This is a genomic window from Spirochaetae bacterium HGW-Spirochaetae-1, from assembly GCA_002839375.1.
In the GTDB taxonomy this organism is placed as follows: domain Bacteria; phylum Spirochaetota; class UBA4802; order UBA4802; family UBA5550; genus PGXY01.
On sequence record PGXY01000011.1, the window covers coordinates 251,137 to 274,587 of the forward strand.

Annotated in this window: 16 protein-coding genes and 2 tRNA genes; 9 read left to right on the top strand and 9 right to left on the bottom strand. The window is 50.4% G+C overall.

The features are described from left to right. Positions 1–25 precede the first annotated feature (25 nt). A complete protein-coding gene (locus tag CVV44_21865; GenBank protein PKL35456.1) occupies positions 26–1,876 on the top strand; it encodes a hypothetical protein in 1,851 nt (616 codons plus the stop codon). Positions 1,877–1,942: 66 nt separating this feature from the next. On the opposite strand, the gene CVV44_21870 is transcribed toward CVV44_21865, so the two are convergent. Both CVV44_21870 and CVV44_21875 read right to left on the bottom strand, forming a co-directional pair. Then, a tRNA-Lys gene (locus CVV44_21870) sits at positions 1,943–2,015 on the bottom strand. Further along, positions 2,016–2,089 (bottom strand) — tRNA-Gln (locus tag CVV44_21875). It lies immediately after the preceding tRNA gene. 196 nt (positions 2,090–2,285) lie between these two features. Here CVV44_21875 and CVV44_21880 point away from each other — a divergent pair. Next, the gene (locus CVV44_21880) at positions 2,286–4,160 is read left to right on the top strand and encodes a hypothetical protein (GenBank protein ID PKL35457.1); all 1,875 of its coding nucleotides are present in this window, start codon (positions 2,286–2,288) and stop codon (positions 4,158–4,160) included. 2 nt (positions 4,161–4,162) lie between these two features. Here CVV44_21880 and thrC read toward each other — a convergent pair whose 3' ends face one another. From thrC to CVV44_21895, 3 genes are all read right to left on the bottom strand, one after another. Continuing rightward, positions 4,163–5,506, bottom strand: a complete 1,344-nt coding sequence (thrC, locus tag CVV44_21885; GenBank protein ID PKL35458.1) for a threonine synthase — start codon at positions 5,504–5,506, stop codon at positions 4,163–4,165. Positions 5,507–5,522: 16 nt separating this feature from the next. Next, positions 5,523–6,791: a homoserine dehydrogenase gene (locus CVV44_21890; protein ID PKL35459.1), complete on the bottom strand. Its 1,269-nt coding sequence runs from the start codon at positions 6,789–6,791 to the stop codon at positions 5,523–5,525. Positions 6,792–7,015: 224 nt separating this feature from the next. Continuing rightward, the gene (locus CVV44_21895; GenBank protein ID PKL35460.1) at positions 7,016–9,355 is read right to left on the bottom strand and encodes a hypothetical protein; all 2,340 of its coding nucleotides are present in this window, start codon (positions 9,353–9,355) and stop codon (positions 7,016–7,018) included. Between the two features lie 319 nt (positions 9,356–9,674). Between CVV44_21895 and CVV44_21900 the strand changes: the two genes are divergently transcribed. Together CVV44_21900 and CVV44_21905 are read left to right on the top strand one after the other, a co-directional pair. Next, positions 9,675–10,925 carry a glycosyl transferase family 1 gene (locus CVV44_21900; GenBank protein PKL35461.1) on the top strand — a complete coding sequence of 417 codons (1,251 nt, stop codon included), beginning with the start codon at positions 9,675–9,677 and terminating at the stop codon, positions 10,923–10,925. A 74-nt stretch (positions 10,926–10,999) separates the two neighbouring features. Next, positions 11,000–11,416, top strand: coding sequence for a hypothetical protein (locus tag CVV44_21905; protein ID PKL35462.1), 417 nt, complete (start codon positions 11,000–11,002; stop codon positions 11,414–11,416). A 23-nt stretch (positions 11,417–11,439) separates the two neighbouring features. On the opposite strand, the gene CVV44_21910 is transcribed toward CVV44_21905, so the two are convergent. Beyond that, positions 11,440–12,153, bottom strand: coding sequence for a hypothetical protein (locus CVV44_21910; protein ID PKL35463.1), 714 nt, complete (start codon positions 12,151–12,153; stop codon positions 11,440–11,442). Positions 12,154–12,323: 170 nt separating this feature from the next. On the opposite strand from CVV44_21910, the gene CVV44_21915 reads away from it, so the two are divergent. Then, entirely contained in the window at positions 12,324–12,860 is a 537-nt protein-coding gene (locus tag CVV44_21915) for a hypothetical protein (GenBank protein ID PKL35464.1), read from the top strand. A gap of 264 nt (positions 12,861–13,124) precedes the next feature. Further along, positions 13,125–15,962, top strand: coding sequence for an RNA helicase (locus CVV44_21920; GenBank protein PKL35465.1), 2,838 nt, complete (start codon positions 13,125–13,127; stop codon positions 15,960–15,962). A 14-nt stretch (positions 15,963–15,976) separates the two neighbouring features. Here the strand turns inward: CVV44_21920 and CVV44_21925 are convergent, their stop codons facing one another. Then, positions 15,977–19,291, bottom strand: a complete 3,315-nt coding sequence (locus CVV44_21925) for a hypothetical protein (protein ID PKL35466.1) — start codon at positions 19,289–19,291, stop codon at positions 15,977–15,979. Between the two features lie 358 nt (positions 19,292–19,649). Between CVV44_21925 and CVV44_21930 the strand changes: the two genes are divergently transcribed. The 3 genes from CVV44_21930 (at position 19,650) to CVV44_21940 (ending at position 22,104) form a co-directional block, all read left to right on the top strand. Then, the gene (locus CVV44_21930; protein PKL35467.1) at positions 19,650–20,984 is read left to right on the top strand and encodes a hypothetical protein; all 1,335 of its coding nucleotides are present in this window, start codon (positions 19,650–19,652) and stop codon (positions 20,982–20,984) included. 26 nt (positions 20,985–21,010) lie between these two features. Continuing rightward, a complete protein-coding gene (locus tag CVV44_21935) occupies positions 21,011–21,409 on the top strand; it encodes a hypothetical protein (protein PKL35468.1) in 399 nt (132 codons plus the stop codon). Positions 21,410–21,474: 65 nt separating this feature from the next. Further along, entirely contained in the window at positions 21,475–22,104 is a 630-nt protein-coding gene (locus CVV44_21940; GenBank protein ID PKL35469.1) for a hypothetical protein, read from the top strand. Positions 22,105–22,109: 5 nt separating this feature from the next. Here CVV44_21940 and CVV44_21945 read toward each other — a convergent pair whose 3' ends face one another. Continuing rightward, positions 22,110–22,901, bottom strand: a complete 792-nt coding sequence (locus CVV44_21945; protein ID PKL35470.1) for a hypothetical protein — start codon at positions 22,899–22,901, stop codon at positions 22,110–22,112. A 16-nt stretch (positions 22,902–22,917) separates the two neighbouring features. Further along, positions 22,918–23,448 carry a cob(I)yrinic acid a,c-diamide adenosyltransferase gene (locus tag CVV44_21950; protein PKL35471.1) on the bottom strand — a complete coding sequence of 177 codons (531 nt, stop codon included), beginning with the start codon at positions 23,446–23,448 and terminating at the stop codon, positions 22,918–22,920. Positions 23,449–23,451 lie beyond the last annotated feature (3 nt).

Sequence of the window (23,451 nt, forward strand, 5' to 3'; positions counted from 1 at the left end):
ACGATGTGAGCATGTAAAATTCAGCATGAACCAGAAGGTCTTCAAAGGCAGAGTAATCGCATCGGCAATCATCATCATTGGTGTTTCCCTCATATTTTTCATCAGGCTTTTTTCCCTTCATTTTTCCCCGAAACTGACGGTAGCAGATCGTAAAAAACCCGAGGTACGCCGCGGGCTTATAAAGGACCACAACGGATATATCCTGGCCATGAGCATCAGATCCGAATCTCTTTTTGCCAATCCCGGGGAAATGGATGATCGGGGTGCCGCGGCCCGGCTTATTGGTCCAATTATCGGTGCGCCGCCACAGTGGGTGCTCGAGAGAATTTCGCAGGAAAAAAAGTTTGTCTGGCTGAAGAGAAAGCTCCCGGGCGATACCGCTGACAGGATACGCGCTCTCAATATAAGGGGACTGTATTTTAGAAATGAATACAAAAGGGTCTATCCGCACGGAGACCTGGCGGCCAACGTTCTGGGCCTGGTGGGAATTGATAATCGTGGTCTGGAAGGAATCGAATTCTATTTTAATGACATTCTTTCCGCGAAAGAAGAGATCAGTTCCGCCTCCGATATCGACGAGATTGTCATGGGGCGGAACGTCAATCTCACCATCGACCGCTTCATACAGTATACCGCCCAGAAGGAACTGGACGCGGCGGCGCTGGCATGCAACGCGAAGCAGGGGGCCGTTGTGGTCATGGATATTAAAACCGGTAAAATTCTCGGTATGGCCAAGTATCCCTCCTTCAATCCAGGTGATCGATCGACCCTGACAGGTGAGGCACTGCGGAATTTTGCCGTCATCGATTCCTTTGAACCCGGTTCCACCATGAAAATCATTTCCCTGGCCTCCATGCTGGAGAACGATCCGTCGGTCCTCAAAAAATGGGTCACCTGCAGCGGCAGTATCGTAATCGGCGATACTACCATTGGTTGTCCGCGGTCTCATGGGCATATAGGAATGCCCGATATAATACGGTATTCCTGTAATGTGGGAATCATCGAATCAATGAAAAAGTACAGCAAAGAGTCCCTGTATAAAACGCTCGATTCCTTCGGCTTCGGCAAAAGGACCGGCATTGAACTTCCCGGCGAATTCGACGGCATACTCAGGCCTCCTTCTGCATGGTCGGGCCTTTCGAAATATTCAATCTCCATAGGGTACGAAATTTCAGTAACCTCGCTGCAACTCGTATCTGCCTTTGCTGCCATTGCCAATGGGGGTGTCTACAACAGCCCTTCCATCATTGAATCCATCGAAAACGGCAGCGGCGGCATAATCCAGGAATTCTATCCCCGCAGCAGGGGAAAAGTCGTGAATGAAAAAACAGCGCGTATTCTCCTGCAGCTCATGCAGGGAGTCGTCCGGGACGGCACCGGTGCCAGGGCCGGCTCCCGATACTATGCCGTGGCAGGGAAAACTGGTACCTCGCAGAAGTATTCCCGTCGCGGCGGCGCCTATTCGGACCGATCAATGTCCTCGTTTATCGGTATCGCCCCAGTATCGGCCCCCTCCCTGTGCATTCTAATCGTTCTCGATGATCCCGGTGGAAGTGAATCGGGAGGGGAGGTGGCTGCGCCGGTTTTTGCCCGTATAATTGACCGCGTGCTGCCACAGATGGGCGTGAAAGGCGAGGTCCTGAAGGCCGCTGCGCCTCTTTTCTCCCGTGAGCGGTCCAGGAATATCGACGCCAGGCTTATGCCCGATTTTAGAGGGAGGAGCCTGGAGGAAAGTGTGTATATCCTGACAAAAATTCAAAAACAGGTCAGTGTCGAATATGCCGTGCAGGGGACGGGAAAAGTCCAGTCGCAGAAACCTGTGCCGGGGACTGCTCTCCGGCATAATGATACACTGGTTTTATACCTCGGGGAATAGGATTGACCATTTCCGCATTTTGACAATAGGGATGATCGTATTGGGAACATTGGGTGGGTGAGTATGTGGGTTGCCCGGGGCTCGAACCCGGGACCTACTGATTAAGAGTCAGTTGCTCTACCAGTTGAGCTAGCAACCCTGGCTGAGGGACCAGGAATCGAACCTGGGTTTGCGGGGCCAGAACCCGCCGTCCTGCCGCTGAACGATCCCTCAATATGGATATTGATAAGTGCCGGTCAATAAAAATCAAGAAAATAAATAGTAAGCATTTAAAAAATGGATAAATATTTTCCGGATTTACCCGGTCGGATTTATTGCGTATTCTCTTTCATATTATACTTCTGTGATACGCGGCGGCAAACGATAATTATGATATAGATATTTAAATCAGTATGAGGGCAGAGGGCGTATGACGGGACATTATGAAAAGAACCTGGCGGTTTTACGGAACAGGGACGCTGAAATGGCATCGCATGTTGACCGCCTGCACGATGACCCATTAATTGAAGTGGTTGAGACAAAGGAAGGCGCGCCGGTCCCATCCATGCTGCTTGGAGAAAAGAAAAATTTTCTACACAGCCGTTTTGATCCGGAAAAGGAGGCGGAGCGGTTCATGGGAGAAATCAATACTGCAGATCATGACCTCTATATCGTCATGGGTTTTGCTTTCGGCTATCATGTCGAGTCTCTTTTAAAAAGAATATCCCGCGATGTAATCGTACTGATAATAGAAAAAAACGGTTCTCTTTTCAGAAAGGCTCTGGAGCAGCGTGACCTGGCAGGAGTTCTCGGTGACAGCCGTGTCATGATCCTCCTTGATCCTCCCGAGGATGTCATCGCCGACCGGTTGAAGGGCAAGGCATCGAAGAATGTTTCCTTTATCACCCACCGTGGTTCCCATCAGGTCTATTCCGGATATTACGGCACTGTGCTGGAAATCTGCCGGTCCTACCTGTCTACGAAGGAAGTAAATATTGCCACACTGGCCAAGTTCGAAAAATTGTGGAGCTCCAATATCGCAAGAAATATACAGTACTATGCGGATAATCGGGGTGTTCAGTCACTCTATGGAAAACTGCAGGGGATTCCGGCCATTGTCGTGGCGGCGGGGCCCTCCCTTATGGAGAGTCTGGATTTTATAGAAAGAAACCGTGACCGCGCCGTCATTATATGCGTTGATACGGCTTACCGGATTCTCCTGAAGCGCAATATAGTTCCCCATTTCTGCATCGCCGTCGATCCCCAGGTCATCAATGCCCGTTATTTCGAGGGAGTGCCTCTGACGGATACGGTACTGGTGGCGGACCCCATGGTCCATCCGTCGGTTTTTCATCTTTTCAGGGGACGTTCCATGACCACGGGTCTTGTTTTTGACATGATGAAGTGGATCGAGAGGATATGCGGCGACAAGGGAGAGATGACTCACGGGGGTTCAGTGTCCACCAACGCCTTTGACCTGGCCAGGAGACTGGGATGCTCGCCGGTTTATCTCACCGGCCAGGACCTGGCCTTTACGGGCGGCCTGGCCCATGCCAGGGGCTCGTACCTTGATGAACAGATACATCTCAGGACGAGCCGCGTCAATAATTCCCTGATGTTCAACCGGTACCAGCTCACGGCATTGCCGCCGGTATACGTGAAGGGAATACGGTCGGAAAAGGTCAGGACCAACCAGAAGATGATGATATTCCTGGCCTGGTTCCAGAAGCGGAAGGATGAAGCGCTGGTCAATGCCACCTGCGATGGCGCGTTCATGACGGGGATACGCCATGTATCGTGCCATGACATCAACCTGGAGAAAAGGGATATTCCCGTATCATCCGTGATCGATGGTCTCATGGCATCCATCAGGGAATCGATGAAGGACGCGGCGACCGTACGGAAAAGGCTCATTGATCGCATCAATGCCATGCTCAGGGACCTGGACACGCTTATTCCCCACCTGGAAAAGGCCGTGGGGTTTTCCGGAAAGCTGATAGATCTTTTGTCGCAGGCGGGGCAGGACCAGGGAAAGCTGGACTATATCCTCAGGAAACTTTCGGAGATCGACAGGACGATAGAGACGAAGAAAGAGGTCAAGGACATGATAAGTCTCACAAGCCAGCGGGCGATCCACACAATCAGCGAAGGATACGATATTGATGCCTCCGACGCTGGTCTTTCCAGTGAAGTTCTTGTGGCCCGGAGATCCCGCTTTCTTTACAGCGGCCTCTACGAGGCGGGCCTTTTCAACAGGAAAATATTAATGAAGATGCGGACCATGCTGGGGGAAGAAGCCTCCTGATGCTATGACCGCCGTGCGAATTCCTTCTCCAGGGTTTCGCGCACCATGCTTATATCGGGCTGCAGCAGGATGGGCCTGTTGGCGTATTTGCTCGTGACATCATTGAGCGTTCCTTCGTGGTATCCTACCTTGAACTCCGAGAATTTCAGTCCATGAGCCGTTGATATGATTATGGTACGGTCTTTCGGCGACAGCAACTTTTTTTCCAGGAGCTTTATAAGAACCGCCAGGGCGACGCCGGTATGCGGGCAGTTAAACATGCCCGTTCTGTCGGCCAGGGCTGCTGCGTTCGCCAGTTCATCCTCGCTGGCCTGTTCAACGATCCCGTTGAATTCTTTAAGTGTCTTTATTGCCTTCTGCACTGATACGGGATCGCCGATCTGTATGGCCGAAGCAAGGGTTTTTTTAGGCATCATCGGTTCAAAACCGTCAAATCCCTTCAGGTAGGAAAGATAGAGCGGGTTGGCGTTCTCGGCCTGGGCCAGTACTATGCGGGGAAAGCGGTCGATGAGACCCAGTTCCTTCATCATTTTAAATCCGCTTCCCAGGGCCGAGACATTCCCCAGGTTTCCTCCGGGAATGATGATCACGTCGGGAACCTGCCATTCGAACTGCTGAACGATTTCCATGGCGATGGTCTTCTGACCTTCGATGCGCAGGGAATTCATGGAATTGGCCAGGTAGATGGTGTTGTCCCTGGTGATTTCCTGTACGATGCGCATGCACCCGTCAAAGTTCGTGTCCAGGGATATGACGATAGCGTCATTGGCCATGGGCTGCACCAGCTGGGCGGTGGATATTTTGTTGCTGGGAAGGAACACAATGGAGGGAATTCCCGCGTACGCTGCATAGGCAGCCAGGGCCGCCGATGTATCGCCCGTTGAGGCGCAGGCCACGGCCTTGATATTTTTGCCGCGATGAATCATCTCATTCACCATGGAAACCAGCACGGTCATGCCCAGGTCCTTGAAGGATCCCGTGTGGCTGTTGCCGCACATTTTTACCCACAGGTCATCCATGCCGAACATGGCGCCGAAGCGTTTTGCCCAGAACAGGTTGGTGTTCCCTTCGTACATGGATACGATGTTCTCATCGTCGATTTCAGGAGCGACCCATTCCTTGTGACGCCAGATTCCGCTGCCGTAAGGCCATGTCCCGGTTCCGGACCTGCTTTCAAACAGTTCTTTCCACTGCGAGGCGCTTTTTTTTCGCAGGACATCCATATCGTGGGAGACTTCCAGGAGATTCCCGCATTTTTTACATCGGTATACGACCTCGTCGAGGGGATATTCTTCATCGCATCCCGCAATGCAGCGGAACATCGCTCTGTATTCGTTTTTCATCATCGGCTCCTTTTTCCTGTCAATCCTCGACGCGGAGAATCATGACTTCTTTCGCGATAAAATCAAAATCTCCTATTTCCCGTGCAGCCAGGACCACCGAGGCCTCATCGACGTCATGGGTCATAATTATTAGAGGCACGTATTCCTCATCGGTCTCCTTCTGAATTACCGAAGCGATGGAGATATTGTGGCTTCCCAGGACGCCTGCTATTTTTGAAAGTATGCCCGGAGCGTCCTTGGAGTGGATGCGCAGGTAATACTTGGAACAGCGTTCCGAGGGATCCAGGTACCGGGTGTCCCCGTTCAGGGCGTGCGGGATGTAGCTTGCACCGCTGCCCTGGGCAATCTGGATGATGTCGCTTATCACCGCCGATGCCGTTGGCGCGCTTCCCGCTCCTTTGCCATGGAGAGTTATGGGGTCGGTCATATCACCGTCGAACATGACGGCGTTGAATTCATTTCTCACCGATGCCAGGGGGTGCCTGAGGGGTATCATGGTGGGGTGAACGCTGATATCCATGGCACCGCCCACGAGCCTGGCTATGCCCAGGAGGCGTATGACATACCCCATGTCGCGGGCAAAGGTGATATCGATATCCGTTATTTTTGAAATGCCCTCTATGGGGATATTTTTAAAATCGATCTTACGGTTGTATGCAAGCATGGCCAGAAGGGAGATTTTATGCCCGGCATCATACCCCTCTATATCAAACGTGGGGTCGGCCTCGGCGAATCCTTTCTTTTGTGCGTCCTTCAGTATTTCGGAAAAGGGGAGCCCCTTGTCTTCCATCTGGGTGAGAATATAGTTGGTCGTTCCATTAAGGATTCCCATGATAGACCGTATATTGTTGGCCACCATGCCCGTGCTGAGTGCAAGAAGGCAGGGTATGCCCCCTCCCACGGCCGCTTCGAATTTCAGGCTCCCCGGGGAGGACAGGGCTGTGGCGAAAATATCGTCGCTTTTTTCCGCGAGAAGCTTTTTGTTGGCCGATACGACACTTTTCCCGTTTTTCAATGAATTGACGATGATATCCTTTGCCGGGTCAATCCCGCCGATCAGTTCCACAACCACATCTATGTCAGAAGCCTCTACGATATTTTTCCATGAGTCCGTGGTTACGGCGCCCTTTATTTCCTTCAGGATTTCTGGCCTGTTGTCGCAGACCATGGTAATAGCAAGATCAATGCCGGTCCTTTCCCTGATAAGGGCGGTGTTTTGGTTGATCCCCCGGTACACTCCCTGTCCGATAGTGCCGAATCCGATGAGGCCGATGCGTAATATTTTCATGCAATTATACCCTTGTCGGTGATATGTGTCGTTTTGAAAAACACAATTGCTTTCCGCATCGGGCAGATAAGCGGGGATTTCTCCCCATAACAGACTGCAGAGGCTTGCAGTCTGCCGGACATGCCCGATGGACAATAAGTGCAGTATAAAACCGATTTGTCAATAATTGTTTGTAGGCATATTTTAATTTAGTGCATGTTTGCCCGGGAGGCATATAGGCGCATTTATTTTGATTTTTCCACTTTAAATTTATTCGCGATGGTTTTCATTTTATCGGACTTGTCTTTCAATGTCTCGGCGGATTCGGCTACTACCTGTGCAGAACCGGCAACGGTCTGGACCGATTCATTTACCCTGGAGATGGCCTTCAGTATTTCGGAACTGGTGATCTTCTGTTCCCCCGTTGCGCCTGCTATCTGTTCGGACATTTGATTGATGTCCTCCACATCGATCATGATCTGTTCGCTTCCGCTGATCTGTTCCGAAGCCGATACGGCGATTTCCTCGATGAGTTTTGCGGCGATCTCTATCTTGTGGATCATGTCCGTGATAGCCGTAGCGGTTTGGGTTACCAGTCTGGCCCCGTTTGCCACATCGGCCCTGGTTTTCCGTATAACTTCCTCGATTTCCTTGGTGCTCTGGGCAGTGGCGTCGGCAAGTTTTGATATCTCCTGGGAAACGACGGCAAAGCCCTTCCCGTGTTCGCCGGCCCTTGCCGCTTCGATGGCGGCATTGAGGGATAGGAGGTTTATCTGGTCCGAGATGTCGTTGATCATTCCCACGATGTCAACAATTCTTTCCGAAGATTTGGATATCTGTGCTATGCTCAGCGTCGTCTCCTGGAGCATCTTCTCCGTGTTGCGGGCGTTTTCTACCGTGGTTTTGGTTTCCCTGCTCACATTGGAGGAATATTCGGCGACAGTCTTTGTTGCCGCCGTAAGTTCCTCCATGGCGGCCGTGGTCATTGATACCCTGTCGGCCTGCTTTGAAGCGGCGTTTGCGACGCTGTCAATTGTGGCCATGAGCTCTTCATTGGCCGATGTCGTTTCCTCGAGAGAAGCGGCCTGGTTCTGTGATTCTGTTTCAAGCGACCTGCTCGCCTGGGCAAGATCCTCGGCGTTCTGGTACAGGTCATAGGTCATATCCCTTATATTTGTGAAGGCTTCCTTGCTGCGTACGATCATGACGTTGATGGAACCGATCAGTTCGTCGATCTCACTGCGCATGGCGTTTTTATATACCGTGCAGTCCGGGCAGTAAGCGCACTTGTCTCCGGGGTTTACGGGAGCTCCCTCATTACAGAGCGTGCCTTCAATATCCCAACAGGCCCGGTTGGGACTGTCAAAGGCGGGACACTCCTTCCTGGTGCAGTGTTTGGCGTCTTTGCATTTTATGTAATGAGTCTGCGGGATAAAGAGACTCAGATCCCCCTGGCTGACCTGTGCCGCCACATCGATAACCTGCCGCAGTCTTCCTGTTATGCGTCCGGCGATGAAGTTGCTGACGAAGAGCAGTGACGGTATGCCTCCGAGAATGACAACGAGGATGATGAAGAAGATGATATCCATGGTGTGCATTATATCGGAATAGGCCGCCCTGGCGACGATGATCCAGTCCCATTTCGGGTAATAGGTGAAAAAGGCGATCTGTTCGCTCACGGTGCCGCTGCTGTCCCTGTAGTAGTAGGTTGTTTCCCCCTCTTTCTTTTCGACGATCTCCCGTATGAATTTTTTTCCCGAAACGGCGTCCTCCTGATCCTTGAGGTTCTGTCCCTGGAAAATGGGGTGCCACACAGCCTGGTGTTGGGAGTTCAGGACATAGATATAGCCCCTGGAAGCAATTTTCGTGGATTGCAGCATGTCAAAAACGGCCGATTTCGGCGCAGGAACGCCGGCGTACAGGGCGCCGATGACGGTGCCCTTATTGTTCCGTATCGGTTCGTAATGGGTTATGGTCCATTTTCCCACGACCATGGCCCGTCCCCGGTAAGCCTTACCTGAAGAGATGGTGCGGAATACCAGGCTTTCGCTGGGGATATATGTATCAATGGCCCGGGAGCCGTCGGTTTTTTTTACATTGGTGGCTATCCTGATCAGCCTGTTGTCATAGAGCTGGAAAATCGTTGATGTTGCGCCTTTCACGGCTATACGGTCGGTGATGGCGTCCACGTCGTTATGATTATTGTAAAAAGCGCCGGCATCGGATCGCATTGTTGGCAGATCGACGGCTGTTGTTTCCCCCGTATCCTGGTTGGTCACCGTTACCCTGCGGAATGTCTTTTCGAAGCGGATATTGCGGTGCCGGGTGAATTCATTTTTTGCTACGGTCCAGGCTTTATCAATCTCGTTCAGAAGTCGCCGATCAAGTTCATCGCTCTGGATCTCGCACATGGTCTTGATATTGTTAACAGCGTTCTGCATGGTTTGCTTCGTCTGTTCCAGGATGGATTGGCGTGCGAAAAAGAATATTATAAGAAGGGAGCCCACCAGTGGGATAATAGCGGCCATGGACATGTATTTGAATATAGTTCCTTTTAGTCCATAGAAGAATTTTCGGAAATTCATGTATGTGCCTCTTTTACTCTTTGATTATTCCCGCTAGCTGCTGAAGCGTTGCTTTTCAATGCATATCCATGCTAATGAACAATTGTTAACTGTCAATGTATTCTCTCATCAATTATTGCGGTAACGTAAATTAATTGTTGTTTAAATATGAGGTGGTCAATGCAGATCAGGCAATCGCACTATTCATATTGATTTAATTATAGTACTACTCGATAATAATGTCAATGATGGCGAAATATTTTTTTAAGCTTGTATTAGGGACAGTATGCCGTCACAATAGTATTCATTATTGAAAAAAGGTTCTTGGGAATGCGGGTGTATGGAAAGACATTTCGGTTTTGTCTCAACGCGGATTGCAGGTAATGACGGTGTAAGCCTGGAAACGGGGAAATGGGCGGCCGTGCTTTATAAGATGGGGCACCGTTGTTTTTATTTTTCCGGTCTGAATGACAGGCCCGGGACGGTTGCATTCACCTGTGAAGAGGCTTTTTTTCAACATCGGGAAATCGAAGAAATCAATGCGGGGCTCTTTGGCGTCGAACAAAGCATAAGGGAAATCCATGATCGTGTCGGGGTGATGAAGAATAAAATACTGGACGATCTGTCGGAATTCGTAAAGAAATTTTCCATTGACATTCTGGTCGTTGAAAACGCCCTGGCGATTCCCATGAACATTCCCCTGGGGCTGGCCCTCTGTGAATTCATAGCACAAGGGAATGTTCCCGTTATTGCCCATCACCATGATTTCTACTGGGAGCGGGACAGGTATGCGGTACACAGCGCGGTAGATTATCTGGAAACGGCATTCCCGCCCGATCTGCCCACGGTGGAACATGTCGTCATAAATACTCTTTCGGCACGCTCCCTCAAATTACGTCGGGGAATCGAAAGCATGGTAATACCCAACGTCCTTGACTTTTCAGCGCCGCCTCCGGCAATAGGGACATCACTCATAGGCCGGGTCCGTGATGCGGCCGGATTAGCTCCCGGCGATCCCATGATTCTGCAGCCAACGCGGATCATTCCCAGGAAGTGTATCGAAAGATCCATCGAACTCGTCGCGCACCTTGAAATGCAGGAGCCGGTCCTGGTCATATCCCACCCTTCGGGTGATGAAGGAGATGAGTACAGGGATGTGATAATCCGTTTCGCCGGCGAAAGGGGTGTACGCCTGGCCTTTCTCGATCCCGGTGCCGGCGGGATCGCGGCGGAATTTTCACTGGAGGCGATTTACGGGGCTGCAGACCTGGTAACCTATCCATCGTCCTGTGAGGGTTTCGGCAATGCCCTCCTCGAGGCCGTATATTACGGGAAACCGGTCCTGGTGAACCGCTATCCCGTCTTTATTGCCGATATCGAACAGAGGGGATTCAAACTGATACTTATGAATGATGCAATTTCATCCGATATTGTACTTGGAGTGAAGGGAGTCCTGGCTGACCGTTTGGGCCGTGAAGAAAAGGCCCGGATAAATTATTCAATCGCCGCGAAATACTATTCCTTCGATGTGCTGGAAAACTCGCTTCGCGCTCTTCTTGAAAGGCCGGGCCTGCGGGGTGTTTCAGCATAACGGATTTAATTTGCAGGATACATAAACGAGACGGAAATGATTCATCCAATTAACGAAAAACGGGAGGTTTACTGATGGCAATACCGACATTGGGAGAGATGCTTGTAAAGGATGGTGTAATCACAGGGGAGCAGCTTGATCGGGCCCTGGCCCTTCAGAAGAGCAGGAGAGATCAGGTTAATCTCATCGGTATTATACTGATAAAGCTCGGTTTCATAGACAAGGTCACCTTCATAAAATACCTGGAACTCCAGACGGAGATGGTGACGGCAAGCCATAGGGAAAAATTTGTGCCCAGGATCGGTGAGCTCCTTGTTCAGAATGAAGTGATAACCAGGGAACAACTCGAAGAGGCTATTGAAATTCAGGACAGGCGAGGCTCGGGGCCCCTGGGAATAATTCTGATAAATCTGAAACTCATTGATCAGGATCTGCTGCTGAAGTACCTTCTCAAGCAGATACAGTACGCCCTGGGTGATGATAATGAGTGACGGGAGCCTCCCGGCACGCTGTTTCAGATTTCAATTTCCTTGCATATGATCATGGGCGTTTCCTCTTCTTCGGGGGAAACGCGGTATAGAACGTCATGCCTGCCGGCGATAAGGCTTCGCGCCTGAAGGAAATCCTTGTATGACGATTTTACCCCGCACACCTTCACGATAACGGAATCTGCCAGTGAAGCACCGCGCACATATATTTCCCGGTCACGCAGGAATTTTTCCTCCGGCAATTCATTTTTTTTCAGGGAAAAGGTGGGTGAGAAGATAATTCTCGCTTGGTTGTCGCGCATGAATAGAAAACTTTCATCGTGAAAAACATCGGCGCATATGAGCACGCCGAAATTATATCCGTAGGCATGAAAAACCCTGTAATCGTCACCGGGAGTAATTTTTCCCACTTCGGCGAAGAAGAGATTTTTTTTTCGGTAAAAACCCAGTTCCCTGCCGCGGTCGTAAATGAAGGTAGTGTTGTACATGTTTCCCGCCTGCACCTCGGGCATGGTACCGCCGATTACTACCGTATCCAGCTCTTTCGAGAGGACGGCTATGCGCTTTTTCTGGAGCCTTTCATTATGGTCGGTCTGTCCGTGGTTGCCCAGAACCGTGTTGACGAAAAAGTATTCCGGGAAGCAGACAAAATGGGGCCGGAATTTTCTCATAACTGCAGCATCGTCATGAGAAATGGTTGTACCCAGAGGCTTCTGGTAGAGAACGATCCTTGCTTTCATATCCTGACAATTATTATCGTGCAACTGTATTTAAGAAAGAACTTTTTCAGTATTTAATCTTCCGTGTTAAAAAAACCATGAGAAAAATTGTCACTTTTCACCACCTCCTTACGCTTAGAGTATGATGATTGATTGGGGTCAATCCACTACCACGAGGGGAGAAAATACAAATGAAAATGAATGCAGGTCATTATGATGATATGTTTACTTCAATGTACAGCATGTATTATGAACGGGCGGCACGGCTGATATTTCGCATAACCGGCAATGATGACATCAGCCGTGAATTAGCGCAGGATGTTTTCATCCAGGTTTACAAAAATATTGCCCGCATATCATCGGAGAAGGGGAGCCTGAAATTTTATATACTGACGATTGCGCGCAACAGGGCCATTGACTACCTGAGGAAAAGGAGTGTGGAGGAAGCCAGGTACAGGGAAAAGTTTCTTGAGGAGGTTGCGCTTGATGGAAAATTTTATGACGCCATTGAGAACTGTTTTATCGAAGGGGAAATCTTCTCGACGCTCCACGATACGATCAATGAGTTCCCTGAAACGGAACGGCTGGTTTTTATCGGAAAAAATTTTGAGAACAAAACATTCGCCGATTTATGCCAGAGTTCAAATCTTTCATTTTATAAGATCAAGAAAATTGAACAGAAAATAAGGGGCAGGATCAGAAGATCCATAGCGCCTTTTTTTTCATGAAATTCCTGCCGTAGTGACAGATCGCGGCCTGTCATTACGGCAGGAATAAAAAGTACTTGAAAATATATCGCTTTTATCCATTATGTCTCATGTAGGTGATCTTTTTTTACAATCCCCCTTCAGGTAAGGGGGATTGTTTTAGGTCCCTGCCGTAAATTTATTTATACTATTATACTATGCGCTTTAGGCTGATTGATTCCTGACTCAGGATGCCGGTAGTACCTTCCCCGGAAATAGTGCGGACAGAATAAACGATATAACCCGATGAAAGCTGAATTCATACAGGATGAACAGGATCTCTTTTCCTACTCGAAAGATGACCTGGCGACGCGGCATGAAGCCGCTCCCCTGGCGGACATTGACGGCGAATCCGCTGTGAAGGAAATCATCAGGAGCGGTCATATCCCCGCCGATGACCGTTTCTATCTGAAAACCGAGTCCTATATCCTCCAGCTGGCCTATGCCTATAATAAAATACTGTCTCTTTCCAATTCGCGCACCAGGATTCTCGCGCACCAGGTTGAGAGCACGTATAAAATAGTGAACGCCCTGAATCAGCGTTTCCTCATCGCCGATGAGGTGGGCCTGGGAAAGACCATAGAGGCCGGCCTTGTCATCAAGGAGCTTATTTACCGCTATGGATACCGCCGCATCATGATTGCATGCCCTGCATCGCTTTTGTACCAGTGGCAGGCGGAGATGAAGAGCAAGTTTAACGAAAATTTCATCATCATGGACCGCAAGACCCTGTCCCGGGCCCGTAAAGCGGCAGGGGCCGGCGGCAATGCCTGGGAAATTCATGACAAGATCATCTGCTCTCTGGATTTCATCAAAAGCGACAGTTTTTCCGATGAGATGAAGAATACAGCCTGGGATGCCGTTATATTCGACGAGGCCCACCGTCTGCGCAGAGATGCCCAGCACAGCACACTTGCCTATACCGTGGCGGAAATTATCTCTGAAAAAACAAAGTCCATGCTCCTTCTCTCGGCCACACCGTTCCGCGGCAAGCTGGAGGAACTGTATTATCTCATAGCTCTCCTGGACAGAAATATCCTGGGACCTTTTCAGTCCTTTTATAATGATTACTGCATGAACAACGCCGATGTGGCGGCCCTGCGGCGGAAATTATCGGAGGTCGTGATCCGCCGAACAAAGAGGGAAGTGGGAGGATTCACCCTCAGGCACGCCCGGACGATTCGGTTCGACCTGTATCCCGATGAGCGGAATCTCTACGAAGAAACGACCAGGTATGTCGTCGAGGAATTCAACCGCGCCCTCCAGACCGAGAACAGGGCCGTGGGATTCGTCATGACCGTTTTTCAAAAGCTCCTGGATTCATCGTCGTACGCACTGCTGTCGGCACTGAGGAACAGGCACAAGCGTCTCGAGGATCTCGTGAGCCGGGCCGGAAGCAGCGCTGCCATTGTTACTGACCTTAAAAACAGGACAGACGATGATATGGCCGAGGAGGAAAACGAGGAAAACATCATCGACGCAACACTGGAAAAAACCCTGGAAGAGCTGAAAGTCGAAATGATGACCATAGATCGGCTCATAGGGCTTGCCGAAAAGATAGATGTCGACAAAAAAGGGGAAAAACTTCTCGAGCTTGTTCAGGCCCTGGTCCGGCGCGGCATCAAAAAGTTTCTCATATTCACCCAGTTTCGTACTACCCAGGATTATCTTTTCAACCTGCTAAAGGACTACCGAACCGTGGTCTTCAACGGGTCCATGAGCGGCGAGGAAAAGGAGGAGGCGATCCTGTGCTTCAAGGGCGACAGCGAGATACTTATAGCCACGGAGGCCGGCGGCGAGGGGCGAAACATGCAGTTCTGCAATGTCCTGATAAATTATGATCTTCCCTGGTCCCCGCTGAAAATTGAACAGCGTATCGGAAGAATTCACCGTTTCGGTCAGCCCAAAGATGTATACATCTATAACTTTTCAACCACGGGGACCGTGGCCGAACGGGTCCTGGAGGTTCTCACCCATAAACTGCACCTCTTCGAGGAATCGATCGGCCCTCCCGATGTCATGCTCGGCCAGATTGAGGATGAACTGAAGCTGGGGAACCTCATTATGGATATGGTGACGGGGCGCAAAAAGGAAAAGAACATCGATGAAGAGATCGACGGCAGGATTGCCCTGGCGAGACAGAACTATGAAAAGCTGTCGGAACTGACCGTTGCCGATAAAATGGATTTCAACTATGACGAGTATTACCGCATAACGTTGAAGGAACGCCAGTTCACCAATCACCGCATTGAAAATTTTGTGAAAAGGCTCCAGGAGGAGGATGATTATCCCCTGCGGTTCCTTTCAAAGCAGCACCGGGGAAACAATCTCTATCCCGTTAAATATAATGATGAGGGCATCAGTGGGAAATACGGCACGTTTGACAGCCTGACGGCACTGGACAATGAGAACCTGGAATTCCTGGCCTTCGGCCATCCCATAATTGACCGGTTCATACGGCACGCCCAGAGTCCCGATTTCGGCGGGTTTGCCGGCATCAAGATGATAAAATGGGACCGACAATGCACGGCCTTCATGGTAAACTATGTAGTCACCTATCGTTCCGTGCAGGAAACGAAGGAACTTGTACCGGTATGCGTGGTCATGGAAGGGGATCTCGATGACCATTTGCTGGCCGAACTGGAACTCGAGGCCGTTGAACAGGAGCCCATGGAGGGATCGGCCGGCATTGAGATGGAACGGATAAGCGGCTTTCTTTCCGACAATGCCGATGAGCTTTTCGCCGGTGGACGGGCCCGCCTGCTGGTGAAGGTCCGCGAAAGAATCACGTATATGAGCGACAGCCTGGATTTTCGCATAGACCCGCACCTGGAAAAGATTCGCAATTCCTATGATAAAACGATAAAGGAACTGGAAGAAAAGCTGGAGCTCCAGGAGAGCAGGATGAAGTGGTACGGCAAGGATATGCGGAGCGCCGTGACGCGGACCACGAACCGGATCATGAAGGCTCAGAGGGAGAAGGAACATCTCATCGATACCTACAAGGGATACCTGGGCATAACCTATTCTGTCAGGGTGCTGAATGCCGGTGTATTGCTAACGGGAAATCAAAAGGGGGTGTGAGCATTCCTTCCGGATCAATTCAGTGAATCCTGGATTGCCGAGGGATCAAATGAGGCCCTGAGTTTCTTTTCGAAATCTTCTGCGGTGAGGGGAGGATTGAAGAGGTATCCCTGGTAATGGTCGCACTTCTGCTCATGGAGAAAATCGAGCTGGTCTTTTCTCTCAATACCTTCGGCCACTACCTTGAAGCCCAGGTTGTGTGCCAGGTCAATAATAGTGGTCGCCAGTGTCATTGATTTTATGTTTTGCGGTACCTCATCTATGAAAGTCTTGTCTATTTTCAGCGTATCGATGGGGTAATCCTTGAGCTTGCTCAGGGAGGAATAACCGGTACCGAAATCATCGATGGAGATGGAAATTCCCAGTTCATGCAGGCTGTGCAGCTTTTTGATGTTTTCTTCCTCGTTCTCCATGATACCGCTCTCGGTAATTTCCAGCTCAAGCCACTGTGGCGCCATCCCCGTCTCATGCAGAATGTTGTTTATCGTTTCGATAAGATTGTCCTGCCTGAACTGGAAGGGCGAAATGTTGACCGATACCTTCATGGGTGGGAACCCCATATTCTGCCATTTTTTATTCCAGCGGCATGATTCCCGCAGAACAATGTTGCCGATTTCAATGATCATGCCGTTTTTTTCCGCCAGGCCGATGAAGTCCAAAGGCGGCACTGATCCGCGCAGGGCCGAGTTCCAACGGATAAGTGATTCCATGCCGATGATATTACCGCGGAAATCAACCTTGGGCTGAAAAAAGGTTTCAAATTCATGATTATTGATGGCGTCCTTCAGTTCCTGCTCCATCTTGATCCTGTTCAGGAGCCCGTCATTGAGCTCCGCGTCGAAGAGCTGGTAGGTGTTTCGTCCCTTTTCCTTGGCGTTATACATGGCGTTTTCGCTGTTATTGATCAGCATTTCGGCGTTATCGCCGTCATTGGGATATACGCATACTCCCAGGGATGCCGTGAGATAAAATTCCAGATCTCCCAAGACAAAGGGTTCCGTGAAGGATTCGAAGGTCTTCCGCACCACATCGATGATATCGTCGGCGCTTGCGAGATCGGAGAAAAGTGTCATGAACTTATCTCCATCGAACCGAGAAACGATATCATCCTCGCGATATGTCACTTTCAGTCTGCCGGCGATGCTTTTGAGCAGCAGGTCGCCGATGGCTGAGCCGTGAATGTCATTTATGTGTTTGAAGCGGTCCAGGCCTATGCACATAACGGACAGTAGGTTTTCTTTGCTTTTCCGCTGGGATTTCATTATTTCAGACTGAAGTTTGGCCAGGAACATTTTTTTGTTTGGCAGGTCCGTGAGGGAGTCGTAAAAGGTCAGTTTATGCACATTTTCTTCGGCTATTTTTCTTTTGGATATATCCATGAAAACGGTTTCGATTTTATCGTCATTCAGATATAGTTTTGCCGTTACTTCCGCCCAGAAGGTCATGGAGTCATTTTTTATGAACTGCAACTCGTAGTTGTGGATTGTCTCGCGTGTTTTCAGTTCATGGAGGAGCTGATTCCGGTTCTGGGGATCGGCGTAGAATTCATCGATGGTTCTTTTGTTGACCACTTCCTCTTCGGAGGCAAAGCCGAAGAGCTTCAGGGCATGCTCGTTCACCTTGAGGATCATGCCGTCCGAGGCCCGGGTCGTGGCCATTCCCACCAGGGCGTTTTCATAAAGGTGACGGTATTTCATCTCGCTGTTCAGGATATCTATCTGCCGCAGCACCAGTTCCTCGTTCATGCTCTCGAACTTCCTGGCGGCCGTGACCAGCTCTTCGTTCTGCTCCCTGATTTTTCTCTCGGCATTTTTCTGTTCCGTGATATCCCTGGAAAAAATGGCGATCCGACTGACCTCGCCTTCATGGTCCAGGATGGGATAGGCGTTGATGTCGAAGATGTATCCCTTGCGTTCATCCTCGAAGCGGCATTGCTCCTTTGTAACCAGGATGCTTTTGAACCGGTTGAGGCGGTCCTTCTGCCCGGTCTCCTCAAGATGCTCGAAGTAATTATGGCCGATAAAATTTTTAAGGTAGTTTTTATATTGTTTCGACGTCGAGCTGTTTGCGATGAGAATAACTCCCTCGTTATTAAGCATGAAAACGGTGTCTGTAGTGGCGTTAAGAAGGGCCCGGATTGCCGATTCCTTTTCGCGGATGGATTCTTCGTTGTGCATAAGTTCATTCTGCGACGCGATGAGCTCCTCGTTCATGGCCTCGAGCTCTTCGTTGCTTGCCGCCAGTTCCTCATTCTGCTGTTGAATCTTCCGTTCCGCCACCTTGCGCTTGGTAATATCAGTAGCGGTGCCCGTTGCCCCGATGACCCAGCCCGAATCGTCGCGGATGAGGATCAGTGCTATGATGAAATGTATGGGAGTGCCGTCCTTGGCAAAATAGGTCGTCTCGTAGCGGGCCGAATTTCCCTTTCTTCTAACGAGCTCGCGAACGATGGCCGCTTCGTGCTTCGCCAGTTCTGGTGTGGTGAATTCGGCAAAGTTGTGACCGATTATTTCCATCTGCCGGTATCCCATGACACGCTCCGCTGCGCGGTTCATAAAGGTATAGTTACCCTTTATGTCGCCGGACCAGATTATCTCGTCGGCCATCTCTACCAGGGTCCGGTATTTCTCCTCGCTTTTTTTCAGATCTCTCTGGAAGTTGATGAGCTCGTCATTGGCGCTTTCCAGGGCATTGTTGATCACTTCAAGCTGCTGGTTTTGCTCGGCGACGGCCTGTTCGGCCTTTTTGGCCTTTATCAGGGCGCTTGTGTCGATGTTGAAAATCTGGTACGATGCGATGCCCATGAAGAGCATGACGATGATATTATCCATCAGGTAATCAAAGGTTATGTACTGCGACAGGGCGTATTGGGAACTGATTGTAAGCCCATAGAAAATGAGGATCGCTATATTGACGGCATAATAGAGAATTATTAGTATACGCCTTTTCACGGTGAGAAGCGGAACCATGATGAGAATTCCCGGTATATATACGATGGTATCCATGCGGGCCAGGAGTGGCTGGTTTGTGTCCATGAAGAGTACGTACCAGACACCGCTCATGAGAGTGAGAATGCTGAGGTGTGAAGCGATCTGGTAAAAGCCCATTCTGAGAATAACCAGGGAGACGACGGTGAAAATGCAGATTGTAATGACAGGACCGAAGAAAGTCGCAGACAGGTGTCCCCGGTAAATATACATTCCCAGGACCACGGGCGACAGTACCATGATTGCCAGCAGTACTGATAAAAGGACACGGGATTTTTGCTGAATGATGTAATCTGAATCCCTGTATCGTTCAAGGAAATAATTGATTATTCCGGGTATCATCAAACCTCGATAAAAATTAAAAACCGACCATCCAGACTTGTTTTAATTTGCCTTTGTGGCAGGTAACTGTCAAGACTATTAAAATTATATTGCTTATTTTTCTGATATAATGTATTTTAATCAGAATAAAAACTTACCATTATTTCCCTCATTAGTGCAAATTGTCTATATTCGTTAACCCTGATTCATGCCGTGATTGTATAAGACGGGTATTGCATGTTTACATAAGGAAAACAGCTTCATTATAATGAAATGTTCCCTGGATTTATTTTCGGCATAAACCTAAAAGTACTGGAAAAATGTATGATTATTAATTATGATATGAGGGTATTTATTTAACGCCCCAGAGGTGACAGATATGAAAATGATTACAGTGGGAAGAAAAGGTACTATATTAATCATCCTCCTGATGGGAATTGCATCCATCATGCTGCTCTCAAACCGGATTGTTTCATTGAAGAATGAAGGATTCGCCCAGAACATGTCCAGGACCGATATTCGCAACCGCTACGAAAAGGACAGGGAAGGCATAATGCGGAGCCAGGAAGAGATGAAACAGCTCATGAAGGGTATTGTCGCCGATATCAAGGAGCGGAATCTCAAGTTCCGCGTAGAGCTGAATGAACAGATGAAGTATCAGATCGCCCAAATAACGGGTGCCAAAGAACCCGAGGAAATAGAAAAGGATGCGTCGGTCCGGTGGGGATGGGGACAGCGGCAATGGAAACGCTATTTCGGTACTTATTACGATATCCTGGGAAGAAAAAAATCGGAAGATGAGAAGCAGGAACAGCTGGAAAGGCGCCGGAAGCTGGCCGAAAATGAGAAAAAGCTGGAAGAGCAAAGAAGACAATTGGAAGAGGAAAGGCGCCTGGCCGAGGATAAACAGAGGGAACAGGAAGAGGCCGCGAGGCTGGCAGAGGAAGAGAAGCGGCTCGCCCGGGAAAGGAAGCGTCTGGATGAAGAAAAAATGAAACTCAATGAAAAGAAGATAGAGACTGATATAGATAACGCGCCGTCGCCTTCGGCCGTGGCCTTTACCTGGCTCGGCAGGCAGAAAATGACCCCGGTGAAAAACCAGGGTACCTGCGGCAGCTGCTGGGCCTTTACTTCGGCAGCGGTTCTTGAGGCCAATTTTATGATCAGGAACGGCAAAGAACTGGACCTCTCGGAGCAGAACATTCTTGACTGCGCCGTCGATGAGAGGGGCAAGGACGCGGGAAGCTGTGGCGGCGGATGGTACGGCGGGGTGTTTCATTACTTTACACAGAAGAGCGCGGTTACGGAGACAACTACTCCCTACAAGGGGCGTGAAAGCGTGTGCCGTCAGCCCGTGAAGGAAAACTACCGCGTCGCCGCCTGGGGCTATATCAGGAAAGACGCCGGCATTCCCTCCGTGGATGAGATGAAGGATGCGCTGTGCAAATACGGCCCCGTTGCCGCCTGCGTGAAGGTGACGCCGGCGCTGCAGGCGTATAAAAGCGGCATCTTCGATGAGCATGCCGCGGTCAGCGGTCCCCGCGACATCAATCATGCCATAACGATCGTGGGATGGGACGATTCGAAGAAGTCGTGGCTCGTTAAGAATTCCTGGGGGCCCCGGTGGGGCGATAACGGATATTTCTGGATAGAATACGGATGCAATAATATCGGATACGGCGCGACCTGGCTCGTCGTTGTACGTGATCAGTAGGCATACGGAAAGGAGGCAATTGGCATATGACGGCAAAGGGAAAAAAAATGGTACTAGCGGGGATGCTGGTCGTGGCGGCGGGATTGTTTTCGTGTTCGCCCAGGGCCGCACTTATACTGACCGACGAGAGCAACGGCAAATCATTCAGGATCGAAAAAGGAAAGATTCTTGAAGTGAGACTCAGCGCGCAGATGGGAACGGGATACAGCTGGAAGTGGAAAATGAACGATGAGTTCTTCACGGAAGAGAGGGAGCAGGATATTATAACCGCGGAAAAAAACAAGACCGGGGATGTGGATATTCAGGTGTTCAGATTACGCCCTCTCGTTTCGGGAGAGACGGAACTGGAATTTATTCTTGACCGGGCCTGGGAGAAAGACAAGGCTCCGCAGAAGGAATTCTCCGTCAGGGTAGTCATATATTAAATTTGGTGATTCCGGTGCGTAAATAAACTGGTATCCGCCTTTAGCGCGGATGAGATGCGGGAACGATGGCATATCCTGAAGCTTCTAAAAACACGGAATTGAAGAATGTCCGGAATTTAAAAATAAAGCCCGTTTCCGTGGTGGTAATCGGTTCATCCACGGGCGGTGTTCCGGTCTTAACACGCATATTGTCGGCGCTGAAAGAATTTTCCCCGCCTATAGTGATAGTTCAGCACATGCCCCGGGAGTACACGGGCCCCTTTGCCGAGAGGCTGAACAGGCTTTCCATAATATTCGTGGCCGAGGCCTCCAACGGAGACCGTCTCTACCGCGGACATGCCTTTGTGGCGCCGGGAGACTCCCATGTACTTCTGCGCAGGGACGGGCAGGGCTATTTTATCGAGGTCAATTCCGACGAGCCGGTGAACCGCTTCAGGCCATCGGTGGATGTTCTTTTTGATTCCGCGGCCCGTATTCCCGACAGGGACATCGTGGGAATCATTCTTACGGGCATGGGCAACGACGGGGCTGCCGGTCTGCTGAAAATGAGGGAAAAGGGCCAGGTCACCGTGGCCCAGGACGAGAATTCCTCAGCCGTTTTCGGTATGCCCCGTGAGGCCATCATGAGGGGCGCGGCGGCCCATGTCATGAGCGTTGATGAGATCACGGCCTTCATCAACGGCCTGGACGAATGATTGGTTCAGGACGACGGTGAAAGCATGAATGCAGCGATACGGGAATAGAATGTTTTGGGATTGTCAATCATGGGGAAATGGCCGCTGTTCTCGATGGAGATTATCGGTATTACTCCAAGTTTTTTGAGCACGGGAAGAGCGGCGTTTTTGTCACCATGCACATAGGCCGACCTGCAGGGCAGTGTTCTGAAAAGCTCCAGCAGCCGGCCGCTGCATGAATGCTCCACCAGGGAAAGGGCGCTCCTGTTCAGACCATCGTCATCGGACATCTTCACCCCGGCATACCAGTGATGCAGGCCCCGCTCCGGCGAATGGGCCGTTATAATCCGCAGGTGCCCCAGGAGCTGCCGCCGGTAATGGCCCAGTTGCGCCGATGCCGCTTTCCTGCTCACGGCGCAGTCCTCTGTTACAAGATTTCCTTCAACATTGATAAATGAAATGAGACGGTCTCCAAGTCTCTCCGTCATGAGGAGGCCCACGGCCCCGCCCATGCTGTGGGCCACGAGATGCACCCGGGGATGGCTGAATTTTGTCAGTATGGCAAGGCAGATATCGGCGTGATCGTTCATGGTGCAGGAATAATGTGCCGGTTTTGATGATCTGCCAAAGCCGGGAAGATCGACGGCGAGGAGTGAAAAGGGGAGCATGGTTTCCGCTTCCCAGGCCCCGGTGAAAGAATCCATGGAGCATCCCAGTCCATGGATGAAGAAAACCAGGTCTTTGCCGCCCTCCCGGAAGAGACCGGCGATTCGCAGTGTTTCCTGTCCCGAAGCTATTTCATAGTAACCGGGTTCCATGGCCTCCACGCCTCATTCAGAATTCAATGCCGCTTCGCGCCTGTATCTTTTCCCTGTAATAATGCTTAATTTCCTTCATTTCAGTCACGAGATCACAGAGTTCCATGAGATCCTCCGTGGCTCCCCGGCCGGTCAGAACCAGTTCCATGCCCGCCGGTTTGGCGCGCACAAGGCCGGCGATTTCCTCTCCGGTGACGAGCTTGAACTTTTGGGCCGTTACTATTTCGTCTAGGATCAATATGTCATATTCTCCGCCCGTGAGTGCTTTCCGTGCGCGTTCATATCCCCGGCGCGCCAGGTCGTAGTGTTCATGGAAGTTCGTTCCGTCGGGCATGCAGAACCTGTCGCTTCCGTACTGTTCGATGGTAATGGCCGGCCCGAGCGTTTTTATCGAATGCAGTTCGGCATAATCCTGCCCCTTCATGAACTGGATCATGAGGGTCTTCAGGCCCGCACCTGCCGCGCGGAGGGCGAGTCCCAGGGCAGCCGTGGTCTTTCCCTTGCCGTCTCCCGTGTAGAGCTGTACATATCCCTGTCCAATGGCCATGGC

Bases quoted from the DNA above. Each gene is read 5' to 3' on its own strand.
- CVV44_21865 (PKL35456.1), top strand. From the start codon at position 26: ATGAACCAGAAGGTCTTCAAAGGCAGAGTAATCGCATCGGCAATCATC.
- CVV44_21880 (PKL35457.1), top strand. From the start codon at position 2,286: ATGACGGGACATTATGAAAAGAACCTGGCGGTTTTACGGAACAGGGAC.
- thrC (PKL35458.1), bottom strand. From the start codon at position 5,506: ATGATGAAAAACGAATACAGAGCGATGTTCCGCTGCATTGCGGGATGC.
- CVV44_21890 (PKL35459.1), bottom strand. From the start codon at position 6,791: ATGAAAATATTACGCATCGGCCTCATCGGATTCGGCACTATCGGACAG.
- CVV44_21895 (PKL35460.1), bottom strand. From the start codon at position 9,355: ATGAATTTCCGAAAATTCTTCTATGGACTAAAAGGAACTATATTCAAA.
- CVV44_21900 (PKL35461.1), top strand. From the start codon at position 9,675: ATGGAAAGACATTTCGGTTTTGTCTCAACGCGGATTGCAGGTAATGAC.
- CVV44_21905 (PKL35462.1), top strand. From the start codon at position 11,000: ATGGCAATACCGACATTGGGAGAGATGCTTGTAAAGGATGGTGTAATC.
- CVV44_21910 (PKL35463.1), bottom strand. From the start codon at position 12,153: ATGAAAGCAAGGATCGTTCTCTACCAGAAGCCTCTGGGTACAACCATT.
- CVV44_21915 (PKL35464.1), top strand. From the start codon at position 12,324: ATGAAAATGAATGCAGGTCATTATGATGATATGTTTACTTCAATGTAC.
- CVV44_21920 (PKL35465.1), top strand. From the start codon at position 13,125: ATGAAAGCTGAATTCATACAGGATGAACAGGATCTCTTTTCCTACTCG.
- CVV44_21925 (PKL35466.1), bottom strand. From the start codon at position 19,291: ATGATACCCGGAATAATCAATTATTTCCTTGAACGATACAGGGATTCA.
- CVV44_21930 (PKL35467.1), top strand. From the start codon at position 19,650: ATGAAAATGATTACAGTGGGAAGAAAAGGTACTATATTAATCATCCTC.
- CVV44_21935 (PKL35468.1), top strand. From the start codon at position 21,011: ATGACGGCAAAGGGAAAAAAAATGGTACTAGCGGGGATGCTGGTCGTG.
- CVV44_21940 (PKL35469.1), top strand. From the start codon at position 21,475: ATGGCATATCCTGAAGCTTCTAAAAACACGGAATTGAAGAATGTCCGG.
- CVV44_21945 (PKL35470.1), bottom strand. From the start codon at position 22,901: ATGGAACCCGGTTACTATGAAATAGCTTCGGGACAGGAAACACTGCGA.
- CVV44_21950 (PKL35471.1), bottom strand. From the start codon at position 23,448: ATGGCCATTGGACAGGGATATGTACAGCTCTACACGGGAGACGGCAAG.